The sequence below is a fragment of the Leptobacterium meishanense genome, from assembly GCF_037645805.1.
GTDB classification, from domain to species: Bacteria; Bacteroidota; Bacteroidia; order Flavobacteriales; family Flavobacteriaceae; genus Leptobacterium_A; species Leptobacterium_A meishanense.
The window spans coordinates 131,683-147,851 of record NZ_JBBEXE010000003.1 but is presented as its reverse complement, the minus strand read 5'-3'; the positions used below and the strand labels follow the sequence as shown (position 1 = coordinate 147,851).

At 37.3% G+C, this 16,169-nt stretch carries 15 protein-coding genes and 2 tRNA genes; 10 read left to right on the top strand and 7 right to left on the bottom strand.

Features of this window, described 5'->3' with window-relative positions; translation table 11 throughout:
* Together WBG21_RS04850 and WBG21_RS04845 are read right to left on the bottom strand one after the other, a co-directional pair.
* A complete protein-coding gene (locus WBG21_RS04850; RefSeq protein WP_340075378.1) occupies positions 1-297 on the bottom strand; it encodes an isoamylase early set domain-containing protein in 297 nt (98 codons plus the stop codon).
* A gap of 166 nt (positions 298-463) precedes the next feature.
* Positions 464-1,543 carry an aminotransferase class V-fold PLP-dependent enzyme gene (locus tag WBG21_RS04845; RefSeq protein ID WP_340075376.1) on the bottom strand — a complete coding sequence of 360 codons (1,080 nt, stop codon included), beginning with the start codon at positions 1,541-1,543 and terminating at the stop codon, positions 464-466.
* A gap of 48 nt (positions 1,544-1,591) precedes the next feature.
* Here WBG21_RS04845 and WBG21_RS04840 point away from each other — a divergent pair, with 48 nt between their 5' ends.
* Positions 1,592-1,984 carry a 2TM domain-containing protein gene (locus WBG21_RS04840; RefSeq protein WP_340075374.1) on the top strand — a complete coding sequence of 131 codons (393 nt, stop codon included), beginning with the start codon at positions 1,592-1,594 and terminating at the stop codon, positions 1,982-1,984.
* Complete coding sequence (locus tag WBG21_RS04835) at positions 1,981-2,469, top strand: dihydrofolate reductase (RefSeq protein ID WP_340075372.1); 489 nt, start codon at positions 1,981-1,983, stop codon at positions 2,467-2,469. Before WBG21_RS04840 ends, WBG21_RS04835 begins: the two co-directional genes overlap by 4 nt.
* On the opposite strand, the gene murI is transcribed toward WBG21_RS04835, so the two are convergent.
* Entirely contained in the window at positions 2,466-3,254 is a 789-nt protein-coding gene (gene murI / locus WBG21_RS04830) for a glutamate racemase (protein WP_340075371.1), read from the bottom strand. The two genes, WBG21_RS04835 and murI, sit on opposite strands and share 4 nt — an antisense overlap.
* Before the next feature lie 344 nt (positions 3,255-3,598).
* Between murI and WBG21_RS04825 the strand changes: the two genes are divergently transcribed.
* The 3 genes from WBG21_RS04825 (at position 3,599) to WBG21_RS04815 (ending at position 5,068) form a co-directional block, all read left to right on the top strand.
* A complete protein-coding gene (locus tag WBG21_RS04825; protein WP_413789394.1) occupies positions 3,599-3,928 on the top strand; it encodes a zinc ribbon domain-containing protein YjdM in 330 nt (109 codons plus the stop codon).
* Positions 3,929-3,979: 51 nt separating this feature from the next.
* Positions 3,980-4,159, top strand: a complete 180-nt coding sequence (locus tag WBG21_RS04820; RefSeq protein ID WP_340075367.1) for a hypothetical protein — start codon at positions 3,980-3,982, stop codon at positions 4,157-4,159.
* 225 nt (positions 4,160-4,384) lie between these two features.
* Entirely contained in the window at positions 4,385-5,068 is a 684-nt protein-coding gene (locus WBG21_RS04815) for a hypothetical protein (protein ID WP_340075365.1), read from the top strand.
* Positions 5,069-5,188: 120 nt separating this feature from the next.
* Here the strand turns inward: WBG21_RS04815 and WBG21_RS04810 are convergent.
* From WBG21_RS04810 to mutS, 3 genes are all read right to left on the bottom strand, one after another.
* Positions 5,189-5,274, bottom strand: a tRNA-Leu gene (locus tag WBG21_RS04810).
* 30 nt (positions 5,275-5,304) lie between these two features.
* Positions 5,305-5,377: transfer RNA gene (locus tag WBG21_RS04805), tRNA-Gly, on the bottom strand.
* Positions 5,378-5,468: 91 nt separating this feature from the next.
* Positions 5,469-8,048: a DNA mismatch repair protein MutS gene (gene mutS, locus WBG21_RS04800; RefSeq protein WP_340075363.1), complete on the bottom strand. Its 2,580-nt coding sequence runs from the start codon at positions 8,046-8,048 to the stop codon at positions 5,469-5,471.
* A 164-nt stretch (positions 8,049-8,212) separates the two neighbouring features.
* On the opposite strand from mutS, the gene WBG21_RS04795 reads away from it, so the two are divergent.
* Both WBG21_RS04795 and WBG21_RS04790 read left to right on the top strand, forming a co-directional pair.
* Positions 8,213-8,740, top strand: coding sequence for an RNA methyltransferase (locus tag WBG21_RS04795; RefSeq protein ID WP_340075361.1), 528 nt, complete (start codon positions 8,213-8,215; stop codon positions 8,738-8,740).
* A 146-nt stretch (positions 8,741-8,886) separates the two neighbouring features.
* The gene (locus WBG21_RS04790) at positions 8,887-9,606 is read left to right on the top strand and encodes a hypothetical protein (RefSeq protein WP_340075359.1); all 720 of its coding nucleotides are present in this window, start codon (positions 8,887-8,889) and stop codon (positions 9,604-9,606) included.
* A gap of 227 nt (positions 9,607-9,833) precedes the next feature.
* Here the strand turns inward: WBG21_RS04790 and folK are convergent, their stop codons facing one another.
* A complete protein-coding gene (gene folK, locus WBG21_RS04785; RefSeq protein ID WP_340075358.1) occupies positions 9,834-10,967 on the bottom strand; it encodes a 2-amino-4-hydroxy-6-hydroxymethyldihydropteridine diphosphokinase in 1,134 nt (377 codons plus the stop codon).
* Positions 10,968-11,044: 77 nt separating this feature from the next.
* On the opposite strand from folK, the gene sppA reads away from it, so the two are divergent.
* The 3 genes from sppA to WBG21_RS04770 are packed head-to-tail and all read left to right on the top strand — an operon-like array spanning position 11,045 to position 16,149.
* Positions 11,045-12,811: a signal peptide peptidase SppA gene (gene sppA / locus WBG21_RS04780; RefSeq protein WP_340075356.1), complete on the top strand. Its 1,767-nt coding sequence runs from the start codon at positions 11,045-11,047 to the stop codon at positions 12,809-12,811.
* Positions 12,812-12,813: 2 nt separating this feature from the next.
* A complete protein-coding gene (locus tag WBG21_RS04775) occupies positions 12,814-13,521 on the top strand; it encodes a queuosine precursor transporter (protein ID WP_340075354.1) in 708 nt (235 codons plus the stop codon).
* An 18-nt stretch (positions 13,522-13,539) separates the two neighbouring features.
* Entirely contained in the window at positions 13,540-16,149 is a 2,610-nt protein-coding gene (locus WBG21_RS04770) for an AsmA-like C-terminal region-containing protein (RefSeq protein ID WP_340075352.1), read from the top strand.
* Positions 16,150-16,169: the final 20 nt, after the last annotated feature.

The following is a 16,169-nucleotide window of genomic DNA, read 5'->3' as shown; positions in this document are numbered from 1 at the left end:
CTATACCTCTAGTACTGCGTTTTCAGCACCTGCATAATCGTTCCATTGAAAACGGTATGCCTGTTCTTCATTGGCATAAGTCCCGTCTATGATGTACCGGAACTCATAGGCATTGTCTTTTTTAAAGTCAAAAGTACCTTTAAAAGTTCCATTTTTTAATTTTTTAAGGGTACTTTCTTTTGGGTTCCATCCGTTAAAGTCACCCACCACAGTTACTGATTCTGCCTCTTTTGCCAGAACAGTAAATGTTACCTTACAAACCGGCTTTGTCTTTAAATATTGTTTCTGAATTGCCATATCAATTAAAATTGGTTATTGTTTATTTTCAAACAAAAAAAAAGCATAAAAACAATGGCAACCAATAGCTGCTGTAAGAATTAGCAAATTGATAAAATGGGCTTAACCAAAATTTGTTTTTGACAAAAATAAAGGGATTAAAATTTCATATTCACAAGGCGTCCAACTACTTTCTCAGCTGTAACAAAAGCCTGTTAAGGTCTTTTTCGGTGTTGTAAAAATGAAAACTGACCCGGATACCGGAGCCGCGTTGGGAGCAAATAATAGCATTATTTCGCAACCTGTTAAACAATTCTTCATCACCTTTCATATTGAAAATAGTACTATGGTGTGCCCGTTTAACTATCGCTTCCTCCAATAAGCCCAGTGCTTCTAGTTTTTGTTTTGCTGTTATCGACAAGTGCTTCAAATGTTCTTCAATCGGCTTCAACCCTATCTCAGATAGGTATTTAAGCGAAAATTGCAAGCTCCCATAATTTAAAGTATCCTGATGCCCGGGTTCAAAATGGTTCATTAAATGACATTGTATGCTTGAAAAATCTGTGATTCTAGACTCTTTTTCAAAAGAGTCCGGATAAATCTTCTTAATGGCAGCTTCTTTAAAAAACATAAACCCGTTTCCATACCCTCCTAACAACCACTTATACCCACTAGCTCCCAAAACATCGATGCCGGAAGCCTCAAAATCAAAAATTTCGGTACCGCAATACTGCGTGCCGTCTGCAACAATCAATAAGTCCGGATGTGCTTCCTTTAAACTTTTTAGAAAACCTAAATCTATTTTTATACCGTTGATGTATTGCACCAAGCTCAGTGCCAGTATATCTGGTTGTTCTTTTTCTACAGCTATTTTTATACGCTCTTCAACACATTCGTCAATCGTTACATAGCAAGTTTTGTAACCTGCTGCCTCTACTTGCCAATTAATGGATGGGTAGTCATTTTTTAACAGCAGGACTTTTTGTTTCTTATCCAATCCGTTCAAAAGTGTCGTAAAGCCAAATGAGAAATTAGGTATTAGTGACACACGTTCACTCGAACAATTAAAAAATTTACCAACCGTTCCGCGGATACTTTCCAGTAGCGCATGATGTTCTTCCCGGAACAGACTACCCCCTATCAAGAAATCGATATCATGTTCCTGTCGCCACTCCATCAAACGCTCATAGAGCAAACCTGAAGCGGCTGTGTCTAAATAGGTATAATTTCCAATCACCGGGAAATCTTTCTGAAAATGCTGATCCATTCCTCTTAATTAAAAATCGTAAATTTGTCTAGCTAAAGGTAACAAACTATGCCTATTAAAAACAACAATCCGGAAAAAATCAGCCTAGAACAACATGAGCTCCTAGAAAAAGCACAGCAACGGATTCGCCAAAAAAAAAGGCTGTATTATCATTTTATCCTGTTTTTGATCGGTAGTATTTTTTTTATTGTCCTGAATAAATTCTTAAACTATGGCGAACCCTACAATTGGTATGTTTGGGCTATATTTTTATGGCTGTTCTTCTTGTTGTTGCATGTAGTGAATGTATATATTACCCATCCGTTTTTAGACAACGATTGGGAACGTGCCCAACGCGAAAAGCTAGTAGCAAAACAGCAAGAAAAAATTGCCGCCATACAAAAAGAGATCGAAGAAGCACACCCCCTACCTAACCCTCCAAAAACTGATACTGAGTTATGATTACCATGATTGCTGCTGCTGCAGAAAACAATGCGTTGGGAAAGGATAATGATTTGGTATGGCACCTGTCCGATGATTTTAAACGATTTAAAGCATTAACTACCGGACATGCCATTATTATGGGGAGGAAAACATTTGAAAGTTTTCCAAAACTATTGCCCAACCGAACACATATCATCATCACCCGAAAAAAGGACTACCACCCCGAAGGCTGTATCGTGGTCAATTCTATAGAAACTGCTCTAAAAGCTGCCGGAACAGACCCACAACCGTTTATTATTGGTGGTGGGGAAATTTATGAATTGGGAATGCCGTACGCTGATAAAATAGAACTCACAAGGGTACATGCTGCCTTTGAAGCTGATACTTTTTTCCCTGAAATTGATCCCGATAAATGGAGGCTTGTATCGGAAATATACCATCCTAAGGATAGACGGCATAATTATGACTTTACGTATTTGACCTACGAACGGATCTCCCGTTAAAAATTGAGGTAACTGATATTTATGTCTCCTTGTTCGCCTTCCAAAAAACGGTTCAGTATTTTTTCATCCGCATTGCTATAAAACTGATGTTTTGGAGGGGATATCGTTATATTGTTTAACTGAAGTGCCTCTAGTACAGCTTTTGTTTGTTTGGCCACTGCCTCGCCCGAGTCAATAATCTTAATCTCTGGAGGTATTATTTTTTTTATCTCTGGAATTAAATAGGGATAATGAGTACAGCCTAATACTAAATGGTCGATCCCCTTATTGAGCATTGGCTGTAGATAGGCATACAATAAATTGCGTGTTTCATCGGTGGCTATTTTCCCTGCTTCAATAAGTGCTACCAACCCATGACCTTCTTGTTGTATGATCTCTATCCCTTCATCATATAGACTGCTGGTTTTATGAAAAAGAGCACTGCTCAATGTCCCTTTGGTTGCCAAAATACCCACCTTTTTAGTGCGCGATTGTAGTGCTGCAGGCTTAATGGCCGGTTCTATCCCAATAAAAGGGACACTATAAGTGCTCCTTAAATAACCGATGGCATTCGTAGTAGCCGTATTACAGGCCACCACAATAAGTTTGCATTTTTTGTTAAGCAGAAACTCCGTGTTTTTTACACTCAACGCTATGATTTCCTTGTGGCTTTTTTCTCCATAGGGAGCATTTTTGCTATCCGCCAAATAAATAGTCGGTTCATTGGGAAGCAAACGGTGAAGTTCCTTCCAGATGGAAGTACCGCCAATTCCGGAATCAAAAATACCTATGGGATGGTCTTGCATACCGCAAAGCTAGTGAAAATAGCAGTTTATTTTTATTATTTCTTATGAGTAAGAGTTGTGGTTTATCTCCATCTGTAGTAGCCATTATTTTATTATATTGTTCTTGATAAAATCAAGTTGATGGCAATGATACAAAAGAATACGCAAAATCATGTCCACAGATGGTCTTTGTACACCCACCTCATATTTGTCATTTGTTTTTGCTAAATTACACCTCACAATAAACTAAAGGCACAGCCATCAACTATGTCTATATCGCATGAGGTGAAATAATGGCTCCCCTGTGAGGCCCACCTTACGACACTACATAAAAACAATTAACTGTAATTAAAATGTCAGGAGAAATGAAACCTTGCCTAAAATGCAACTCCCCATACGGATATCCACTAAGGGATGAAATATACGCCTGCCCTGAATGTGGCAATGAATGGAACCCTAATGAAAAAATGGAAGAAGATATCTTAAAAGTACTTGACTCAAACGGAAATGAGCTGAACAACGGAGACTCAGTAATTATTATTAAAAACCTTCCTGTAAAAGGAGCTCCTAAACCTATAAAAGCAGGAACAAAAATAAAAAATATCCGTCTGACAGATGGTGATCATAACATTGATTGTAAAATCGATGGGGTCGGTTCTATGGCATTGAAGTCCGAATTTGTCAGAAAAGCTTAGTTGAAGTTGAAGTGAAAAAATAAGATCTCCTGCCAACAGTACACAAATGCGGTGTACAAACTATATGCTAAAAACAGGTGTGAAAAGCAGTATAAAAACCCCTTACTAACGGCTTCTCATAGCACAAATGACAATTCAGTTGTTGCAACAGGAGCAATGGTTACAAAGAATGTGCTCAGAAACAAAATCATTGCCGGGGTTTCAGCCAAAGTAGTAAAAAAATTAGATTAACTAAAAGTAATTATTTGTAACAATAACTATAGACAAATGCTTGCCTGTTTTTAAAAACCCTTGTAATTCCAACCCTTCAAAGTCAAATTGGTGTGTATTTGAAAAATTAGGTGCAATCCCACAAAACTATCCATGATTGAGACCATTAGCCTTAATTGCCAAGAACAATTTTCCAAGCGGTAATTATTAACTTCTTTTATATCTTTGCCCGCTAATTTTGATGCTATGAGACCTAAAAAATCAGACAGACTATTTTTTCTTATTATTCCTATTTGGATTTTTACACTTTGCTTTATAGGCTTCTCTCCCTCATTTTATTTAAGAAGTTCTTCACTACCGGAATTAAAAACATTTATGCAGGTACATGGCATGATTACCTCATTTTGGATAATCCTTTTTATAGTTCAGAGTGCACTCCTTAACACTAAAAAATATAAAAATTTACATTTCAAGTTAGGATGGGTAGGATTGGCAGTTCTTTTTGCCACTTTTGTTAGTGGGCTGTTTGTTACTTTCCTTGCCGGGGAGATGCTGAATAAATCAATGGCCTCCATTGGTGATGGGTTTATTCATTTTATAATTGTCTTTCTTTTAGGTATTGCCGGGATTTATTTTAGAAAAAAGCCCATACTTCATAAAAGGTTGATGATTTTTTCTCTGATGATATTAAGTAGCGCAGGGATATCTAGAATTGTGTTTGATTTTAATGTTGGCGGAACATTCCTTGTATATTATTCGATCGTGTTTTTGCCTATGTTGGCTATATTCATTTATGACCTTATTGTGTATAAAAAAACCTTCAAGGTAACTATGGTAAGTGGTGTTTTTATATACATTTTTCTTTTTTATTCCCATTACTTATGGCAAACTGAACTTTGGGCCAATATTGTGAATTTTATAAATGCATAATTCATTTAGAACAAAGCTAACATTCATAGTGTCTTTTCTTGATTCGTTTCTTTGTCCCTAACTTCTTATAAATCCAAAAAATAAAAACCTCTTTAAACAATTGTTTAAAGAGGTTTTAAGTACTCGGGGCGGGACTTGAACCCGCACGGGCATTTCTGCCCATTGGATTTTAAGTCCAACGTGTCTACCAATTCCACCACCCGAGCATTCCATTGTTTGGGAATTGTATTTTTCAGAGCGAAAAACGGGATTCGAACCCGCGACCTCAACCTTGGCAAGGTTGCGCTCTACCAACTGAGCTATTTTCGCGTGTATTTATATGAACGTGCAATGCATTATTGCGGATGCAAATTTAACATATTTCTATAAATACCAAAGGATTTTATAGAAAAAACAAGGGCTACGCCTGTTTCTTTTTCTTGGTCAACATCCGCTTTATTTCGTTGAGTTTCATCAATGCTTCCACCGGTGTCAAGGTATCAATATCGGTTTGTAAAATTTCTTCTTTAATTTCTTCCAATAGTGGGTCATCTATATTAAAAAAACTAAGCTGCATTTCATGCTGAACTGCATTCAGATTGTCTGACAGCTCTTCACTAGAGTGTGATTTTTCCAGTTTTTTCAATATTTTATTGGCTTTCCGGATCACTTGTTGTGGCATGCCTGCCATTTTTGCCACATGGATACCAAAACTATGCTCGCTTCCCCCGGGAACTAGTTTTCTAAGGAAAAGTACCGTATCCTTCAATTCTTTGATGGAGACATTAAAGTTTTTAATGCGTGGGAAAGTGTCTGTCATTTCATTCAATTCATGATAATGCGTGGCAAATAAGGTTTTTGGCCTTGCAGGGTGCTCATGCAGGTATTCTGAAATAGCCCAGGCAATGGAAATACCATCATACGTACTTGTGCCACGGCCTATTTCATCAAGAAGTACCAAACTCCTTTCCGAGATATTGTTCAAAATAGAGGCTGTTTCGTTCATTTCTACCATAAAGGTAGATTCGCCCATTGAGATGTTATCACTTGCTCCCACCCGCGTAAATATCTTATCGATATAGCCTATACGGGCTTCATCGGCAGGAACAAAACTCCCCATCTGAGCCAAGAGGACAATCAAAGCAGTTTGCCGTAAAATAGCCGATTTACCACTCATATTTGGCCCTGTGATCATAATGATTTGCTGGGTTTCCTTGTTGAGTGTCAGATCATTTGCTATGTAAGGTTCCCCTATGGGCAATTGTTTCTCTATAACGGGATGCCTTCCATTTTTTATTTCCAGATCAAAAGAATCGTTCATTACAGGGCGGACATAATTGTGTTCTTTCGCCAATTGTGCAAATCCGCATAAACAATCCAACTGTGCTATCAAAGCAGCGTTGCTCTGTACTGATTGAATGTGTTCATGCATCCATGTTACTAATTCAGAGAACAATTGTTGTTCCAGCATCAAAATTTTCTCTTCCGCACCCAGTATTTTTGCTTCGTATTCCTTTAACTCTTCCGTAATGTACCGTTCTGCACTAACCAGTGTCTGTTTGCGTTGCCACTCTGGCGGTACTTTCTCTTTATGGGTGTTCCTCACTTCAATATAGTACCCAAAAACATTGTTGAACGCTATTTTTAGGGATGGAATCCCTGTTCGGGCAGTTTCCCGTTCCAGCATGGTATCGAGGTACTGTTTCCCGGAAGACATCAGGCTTCTAAGTTCATCCAATTCTTCACTATATCCAGGGGCAATAACATTGCCTTTCGCTAACTGTACGGGAGCCTCTTCCTGTAGCATTGTTTTGATTCGGTTTCGCAAGGCTTCACAATCATGAAGTTGTTCTCCCAGTTCCTTCAATGCTACATTTTTCCCTGAAGAAATAAGCCCTTTTACAGGAACAATGGCCTCAAGCGAATTTTTTAAAAGAACCACCTCACGCGGATTGATTTTTGAAGTAGCGACCTTAGAAATTAACCGCTCAATATCACTTATTTGCTTGATGTAATGTTGTACTTTTTCTAAAATGGTTTGCTCTTTCATTAAATAGGCAACCACTTCATGGCGTTTATTGATTTTTGCAGTGTCCTTAAGCGGTAATGCCAACCACCTTTTTAGCAAACGCCCTCCCATGGGAGATCTGGTCTTATCAATTATATCTAACAACGTAACTGCATTGGGCACCGTAGCGTGGTATAGCTCTAAGTTCCGGATCGTAAATCGGTCCATCCAAACGTACGCCTCTTCAGCAATCCTGCGGATAGCTGTTATGTGATGCAATTGATGGTGCTGCGTTTCCGACAGGTAGTGCAATACCGCACCGGAAGCTAACAATCCTTCTTCAAGGTTTTCAACGCCAAACCCTTTTAATGAACTCGTTTTAAAATGATTGGTCAGGGTTTCATGCGCATAATCTTCCTGAAATACCCAATCTTCCAGATAAAAAACATGGTATCCCTTTCCAAAAGATTCTGCAAAATCAGTTTTTTTAGTTTTAGTGACCAACACTTCACTTGGCGCAAAGTTCTGCAACAACTTGTCAATATATTCACGGTTCCCTTGCGAAGTTAAAAACTCACCGGTGGATACATCTAAAAAAGCAACCCCCAATTGTTTTTTACCAAAGTGAACAGCACATAGAAAGTTGTTGGTTTTGGATTGCAGAATATCGTCATTTAAGGCCACCCCGGGCGTCACCAATTCAGTAACCCCCCTTTTTACAATGGTTTTGGTAAGCTTTGGGTCTTCCAATTGATCGCATATGGCTACCCGCTCCCCTGCTTTTACCAATTTTGGCAGGTAGGTGTTCAAGGAATGATGGGGAAACCCGGCCAATTCGGTTTTATCACCGCCATTGTTCCTGTGGGTAAGGATAATTCCCAATATTTTAGAGGCCCGCACGGCATCTTCTCCAAAGGTTTCGTAAAAATCCCCTACTCTAAAAAGCAATAAGGCATCAGGGTATTTTGCCTTAATCTGATTGTATTGCTTCATTAAAGGGGTCTCCTTTTTACTTTTTGTTGCCAATAGTTTCTGTGTATTGCGTTATTTTTGTAAAAATCGGGATATCGTGCGAATTTACTATTTTTTTGCCTTGTTTTGGTTTAATATAGCTACAATTATGTAGCTGTTGCTGTCATTGTAAAAAATAATTTTTTATGCGAAAACTTCGAAATGAGGAATTGAACCGGTTATCGGTAGAAGCATTTAAGAAAAGTGCCAAAACGCCTGTTATTGTTATACTTGACAACATAAGGAGCCTGAACAACATTGGTTCGGTTTTCAGAACTGCCGATGCGTTCCGTGTTGAAAAAATATACCTCTGCGGCATTACGGCCACCCCGCCCCATAAAGATATCCATAAAACGGCATTAGGGGCCACAGAAAGTGTTGATTGGAAATATGTAAAAGATTGTTCTTCTCTTGTTAAGAACCTAAAAACGCAGGGTGTAGAAACCATTGCTATTGAGCAAACCGAAAACGCGGTTATGCTAGACCGGTTTTACCCGAAAAAAGGTAAAAAATATGCTATCGTCTTTGGCAATGAGGTAAAAGGGGTTTCCCAAGAGGTTGTTTCTACTTGTGATACCGTTATTGAAATCCCTCAATACGGTACCAAACATTCTCTAAATATCTCGGTAAGTGCCGGAATCGTTATTTGGGACCTGTTCTGTAAACTTTCTTAAAAAAGTAACTCCTATTGATTAACAGGAAGTTTTAATTCGATAAAAACCTACTTAATTTATACGATTTTTACTTAAATTTACTGATGTAAATATAATAGGGCTACATACAATTGTATTTATTCTTGCGTTAGTAGCAAATATTAATAATGAACATAGTCAATAAAAATCAAATAAGTAAAATAGTCTGGACTATATCCATATTGGCATTTATACTTTCAGTATTGTTATTCTATCTATATTTCAAAAATTTCAATGGAGAATTGTCAAAAGACCAAACTGATTGGGGAGTTTTCGGTGATTATGTGGGTGGAGTAATTGGAACTCTTTTCAGTTTAATTGCAGTTATATTTTCAATATTGAGTATCTATGTCACACTTAAAATTGCAAACTATATCCACGAAAAAGAGCAAAAGTTTAATGCGCAGAGATTGACTAAAGAAATTGAAATAGTTCACAAACAAAATAGACCATACATATATTTAGATTTGACAAGGACTAAAGATTTTATAAAGATCGATATAATGAATTCAGGTACTGGACCTCTAATTATAAAAAAGTGGCAAATTAAATATAAGAATGAACTATTCAATAACTTCAATGATTTTATTTTAAGATTCGCAAAAAATCCACCAAATAGTGAAAAAACTAGTATTAGTCTGAATACAGCACCAACCCATATTCTTGGAGTTAATGTCTCTAAAGAGTTATTACTAATGAAGCCAAAAGGAGTAAACTCGAGGGAACATAATCAATTCCAAGGAACTATTCGAAATTATTTTATCGAGTCTATAATTGAATTTAGTTTTGAAGATATATTTGAAAATAAGTTCTATCACTCTCAAAGTTTATCCTTTTTAAGAAATTAAATCAACTGCTAAAAATGACTACAATTCATTGTGTTTCAAATTTTACTACCCATTTGATAGCTTTAAATATCATTAGGCACAAAATAAAAGAGGCTTAAACAAATGTTAAGCCTCTTTCAACGTTGATTTATAAAATCGAGTTAGCTAGTTACGATCTTGTTATTAATCCTGCGCTAATATAAATAAACCTTTTTGTGATTTACAAAAAAAATCTTAAAAAAATGCTGTTATCCCTTAAAATCCAGTATTTTAGTAATAATATTCTTATAATCTACGCTACTTCTCACAAAATCATGTGCTGAAACATCAATTACAAGCACCTTCATTCCTTGCTGTGTTTTGATAAACTCTACATATCCCTGGTTGATCTGTTCTAAATATTCCGGTGCAATATTTTGTTCGTAATCGCGTCCTCTTTGTTTAATGTTATACAACAGCCTTTCTGTATTCTGGTACAGGTACACATAGATATCGGGCTTAATAACATCTTTATACATATGGTTGAATAGCTTTCTATATAGTATGAACTCATCTTCCGGCAAGGTTATTTTTGCAAAAATGAGTGATTTATAAATATCATAATCGCTTACCATAAAGTTTTTAAAAAGGTCAAACTGTGAGGAGTCATCCGTAAATTGCTGGTACCTGTCCGCCAAAAAAGACATTTCTAACGGAAAGGCATACCGTTGCTTATCTTGATAGAATTTTGGGAGAAAAGGGTTGTCTGCAAAACGCTCCAAAACAAGTTTGCCGTTAAAATCATTGGCGATTTTTGTGGCTAAGGTTGTTTTTCCTGCCCCAATATTTCCTTCAATAGCAATGTAATTGTACTTTGAAAAGGGTTTCTCTTGTGCCCATTTCAATACTTCATCTCTTTTTTCAATAACACTATCGTCCAGACATGCTTCAAGTAGTTCAATAACACTTTTTTTAATAACGGGATGTATTTTGCCCGGCGCAATTTCTGCCAAAGGCTCTAAAACAAAACGCCTTAAATGCAATTGTGGGTGTGGTATTGTTAAATTTTTTCCCTGTATGATTTCCTCTTCATAAAATATGATGTCAATGTCTATGGTACGGGAAACATAACCATCATCAGAGCCCCGGGTTCTCCCCATTTGGTGTTCAATCTGTAATATGTTTTGTAATAGTTTCTCAGGGGTTAAAGCTGTGTCAATAGCAAGGCATGCATTCAAAAAATCAGCTCCCTTAAATCCCCATGCCGGTGTTTTGTATATAGAAGAGCCGGTTTTTATATTCCCTATAGTTTTTTGGAGTTGGTCAACCGCTTTTTGGAGATGTGCCTTTTTATCTCCTATGTTACTACCAATAGATAAATATGCCCTTCTTAAATTTTTCATAATTAGACGGACAAAGTAAACAAAACAATTTCACAAAAAGTTATCTTTGCCTACCATTGTTGATAAGTTTTAAGACCATGAACTTTTTAAAAAACACACTTGCTAGTATTCTTGGAGTGCTTATAGCTTCAGGGATCTTATTCATTATTTTCTTCGTGTTTATTGCTATTGCCGGCACTGCCGAAGAAGATAGTATTTCTGTACGCAATAATTCAGTATTAGATTTAAAATTCAATGCCCCTTTAAAAGATTACGGAGGTGCCTATCATTTCTCGGACATTGAATACTCTTTTGAAAAATATGATGGACTCAACCACGTACTGAATGCTATAGAAAAAGCTAAAGAGGATCCTAAAATAGAAGGAATATCCATCAGCAATTCATTTCTCATGGCAGGAATTGCGCAAACAAAAGCTATTCGAGATGCTTTAATTGATTTTAAAACATCCGGAAAGTTTGTATATGCCTACAGCGATTATTATGCCCAAAAAGACTATTACCTTGCTTCTGTAGCTGATTCTATTTTCTTGAACCCCTCAGGCGAGTTGCTTTTCAGGGGACTGGCGGCAGAAGTGTTGTTTTTTAAAGATTTTCAGGAAAAATCAGGCATTAAAATGGAAGTGGTCCGCCATGGGAAATATAAAAGTGCTGTAGAGCCTTTTCTTGATGATAAAATGAGTGATGCCAACCGGGAACAGCTATATGCACTTTTAACTTCTGTATGGGGCAGCGTGCTTGATGATATTGCTGAAAGCAGGAACCTTTCAGTAGAGGAATTAAATACTATTGCAGATGAGCTTCTGGGAAGATCTCCCAAACTTGCTAAAACAGCAAAGCTCATTGATGAAGTTGCATACTATGACGAATATGAAATTGTACTAAAAAACGCCATAGGGCTTTCTGAAGATGAAGACATCAACTATGTGAAGCTGGAGGATTATGCAGAATATGCTTATAAAAAGTTTAAAAGTGGGAAAAAAGACAAAATTGCTGTTATTTATGCGCAAGGGGACATTCTTTATGGAGAGGGAAATAACGACTATATTGGACAAGGCATCATTGTAAAATCCCTAAAAGAAGCCCGGGAAGACACGAATGTAAAAGCCATTGTATTGCGGGTAAATTCCCCGGGTGGTAGTGCACTTACCTCAGAAATCATATGGCGCGAACTGGAGATCACAAAAAACTACAAACCCTTGGTGGTTTCTATGGGGAATTTAGCCGCCTCAGGAGGGTACTATATTGCACTTAGCGGACAGAAAATTTTTGCGGAACCTTCTACCATTACCGGTTCTATAGGTGTTTTTGGAACACTTCCTAATTTTAAGGGGCTGGCAGATAAACTTGGGATTAATTCTGAGCAGGTGGTTACTAACAAGCAAGCAATTGGTTATACACCTTTTGAACCACTTTCTGATGCATTTTATAATGAAACCAAGGAAAACGTTAACGAAATATACAACACTTTCATAAAACGGGTAGCCGACGCAAGAAACCTCTCTGTTGCTTCGGTTGACAGCATTGCACAGGGAAGGGTATGGAGTGGCATAGATGCAAAACAAATAGGGTTGATAGATGAGATTGGTGGTCTCGATGATGCTATTGCTGCTGCTGCTAACTTTGGAGAGGTTGCCGAATACCGTATAAAAAACTACCCTGTTTATAAAACTAGCATTGAAGAGGTTATAGATCGCTTATTCGGAATCCAGATGTCAAAAAGTAAAACAACAATTCTTAAAGAAGAATTGGGGGCAGAAGGATATGAACTGCTCAGAACCATTCAAGCATTTGCAAAACAAAAAGGTATTCAGGCACGGATACCTTACGAATTGAACATAAAATAAACATGACTTCAAGAGATAAAAAAACAGCTCATAAGATCTATCTATATCTCGGTGCATTGTTTATTACATCATTGGTGGTTTCCAATCTTATTTTTCAAAAGTTTTTTTATTGGTACCCTTTTGGGGAGATTAACATATTTGGCGCCCCCCTTTTCGAGCTATCCGTGGGTATTTTGCCTTATCCCATCACTTTTTTGATTACCGACCTTATCTCAGAGATCTATGGGAAAAAGAAAGCCAACCGTATTGTTACTGCCGGTATCTTTGCTTCATTTTTCTCGATGGGGATTGTACTACTGGCCAATTCCGTTCCTGCCATTCCTTCATCTCCCGTAGACGATACTTTATTCTCAAGTGTTTTTGCGCTGTCTCCCATTGCCGTGTTGGCATCCATGCTAGCCTATCTTTTTGCACAGTATGTAGACATAAAAATCTATCACTTTTGGAAAAACTATACAAACGGGAAGCATTTATGGCTCCGCAACAACTTCTCCACTTTCACCTCTCAGTTTATAGATACCTTTACGGTAGTATCCCTATTATGTCTGTTTAAAGTATTGCCATGGAGCATGTTTTATGGGCTGCTCATCAGCGGGTTTATTTTTAAGGTGTTGATTGCAGCAATAGACACTCCTTTTTTGTATCTTTTCGTTGCCATTTTCAGAAAACGGTTTAAATTAAAACCTAATCAGGAAATTGAATTAGATTGAACCCTCAACCTACACATTATGAAAAAAACAAAAAAACTGTTTAAAATCTTCCTTATCATTTTACTGTTAGGGGTAGGCACATTATTTGCCATTCCGCTATTGTTTGAAGACAAGATAGTATCCATGGTAAAAGACGCGGCCAATGACAACCTCAACGCCAAAATCGATTTTCAAGATGCCCATATCAGTCTGTTCAAAAATTTCCCTAATGCAACACTCTCCATAGAAAACCTGTCATTGATAAACTTTACGCCATTTGAAAGGGACACTTTGTTTTATGCAGGTCAAATGAGCCTAAACATGTCTTTAATGGAATTGTTTAAAAGTAAAGAAGAGGGCATTGCCATAAATAGCTTTTTTATTGACCAAGCCAAAGTGAATATTATCGTAAACAAGGATGGCATTGCTAATTATGACATTGGAAAAGAAAGTGCCACAAACGATAGCTCCGGAGAGAAAGAACCTCAAAACATCACCCTTTCCTTAAAAGAGTATGCCATCACCAACAGTCAAATTTCATATATGGATGAAGGGAGTATGCTCTATCTGAAAATTGAAACATTTAACCATCGCGGCAGTGGCGACCTTTCAGCCAGCCGTTCAGAATTGGATACCCAAACCGAAGCTACAGTTTCTTTTGAAATGGACAGCACCAATTACCTCCAGAAAAACAAGGTTAAGCTCGATGCTTTGTTAGATGTTGACTTGGAAAAGAACACGTACACTTTTCTAAAAAACGAAGCCCTTGTGAACCAATTGCCCATTGTTTTTGATGGTTTTGTAAAAGTGAATGACAATAATCAGGAGATTGATTTAACCTTTAAAACACCTTCGTCCGATTTTAAAAATTTCCTTGCTGTTATCCCGGAAGCCTATTCAAAAAACATCCAAGATGTAAAAACAGAAGGCAATTTTGAAGTCAACGGAAAATTAAAAGGTATCATAGATGACACCCACATACCCACATTTGCTGTTTCTATAAATTCTGAAAATGCATCTTTTCAATATCCAAACCTTCCAAAATCGGTCAAAAACATCCATATTGCTACTGAAATAATAAACACTACTGGGATTACCAATGATACCTATATTGATATTAAAAAACTATCGTTCAAAATTGACGGGGATACGTTTAATGCAAAAGCGAAACTGAGCAACCTTGTAAAGAATCCTTATGTAAATGCCCATATCAATGGCCGCCTCAACTTAGCAAACCTTTCTCAGGCCTACCCAATGGCTTCGGAAACTACACTTAAGGGAATTGTTGATGCCAATGTAGCCACTTCTTTCGATATGAATTCCATAGAAAAAGGAAATTATGGCAATACTAAAAGTGAGGGGACTTTAACCGTCTCCGCACTTGAATATGCTTCTACTGAACTGGCCCATCCGGTACAGATTAATACATCGACCATTGGCTTCAACACAAAAACCATAACCCTTAACGAATTTGATGCAAAAACCGGAAAAACAGACCTGAAAATTGCAGGGACTATTGATAATTTGTTTGGTTTCATGTTCAATAACGAAAATATTAAGGGAGATTTCAACCTCAAATCCAACACTTTTTCCGTGAATGATTTTATGGTGACTGAAACCACTGCCGATACCAACGGAAATGAGAAAAAAGAAGAAGCACAGTTAAAAATTCCATCATTCTTAGATGTCACCATAAATGCCGGTGCAAATACTGTTTTATATGACAATTTAACATTGAAGGATGTAAAAGGCACTTTGATCATTAAAGACGAAAAAGCCTCTTTTATAAATGTTACTTCTAACATTTTTAATGGAAGTATGGCACTCAATGGAAATGTATCCACCAAAAATGAGACCCCTACTTTTGACATGGACCTAAACATCAATGCTTTTGATATTACAGAATCATTTAACGGGTTGGAGCTGTTCCAAGCACTATCGCCCGTTGCAAATGCCTTGCAGGGAAAACTGAACAGTACTTTGTCCCTGTCAGGCGACCTGAATACCGATTTTACCCCAAACCTTTCCACAGTAAGCGGCAATGGCTTGGCAGAAATACTCTCTTCCTCGCTAAACCCTGAAAAATCAAAAGCGCTTTCATTGTTGGGCAGCAATTTGAATTTTATAGATCTCAGTAAAATGGATCTTGAAAAGTTAAAGACTTCCATCTCTTTTGAAAATGGGAAAGTAAGCGTAAAGCCTTTTAAGATAAATTATCAAGACATCAGTATCGATGTTTCGGGAAGCCATAGTTTTAATAAGGCCATGGACTATAATGCTACTTTTAACGTCCCTGCAAAATACCTGGGCAAAGAAGTTTCCGGTTTACTGGCCAATCTCAGCAACGAAGAAGCAAACAATACTACGGTTCCCGTTACGGCAACTATTACCGGGAACTTCACCAATCCTTCTGTAAAAACTGACCTTAAACAAGCTACCTCAAACCTTACTAAACAAATCGCTGCCAAACAAAAAGAAAAACTTGTGGGGAAAGGAAAGGATGTGATTAACAAAACATTAGGGAACTTATTGAATGAAAAAAACGCCACAAAAGATTCCGTCCCCAAAACACAGGATGACCCGGTAAAGAAAACTGCCAATAAGCTCATCAATAACCTTTTTAAGAAAAAGAAAGACACTACACAATAACACATTAATTAATCTTTAAA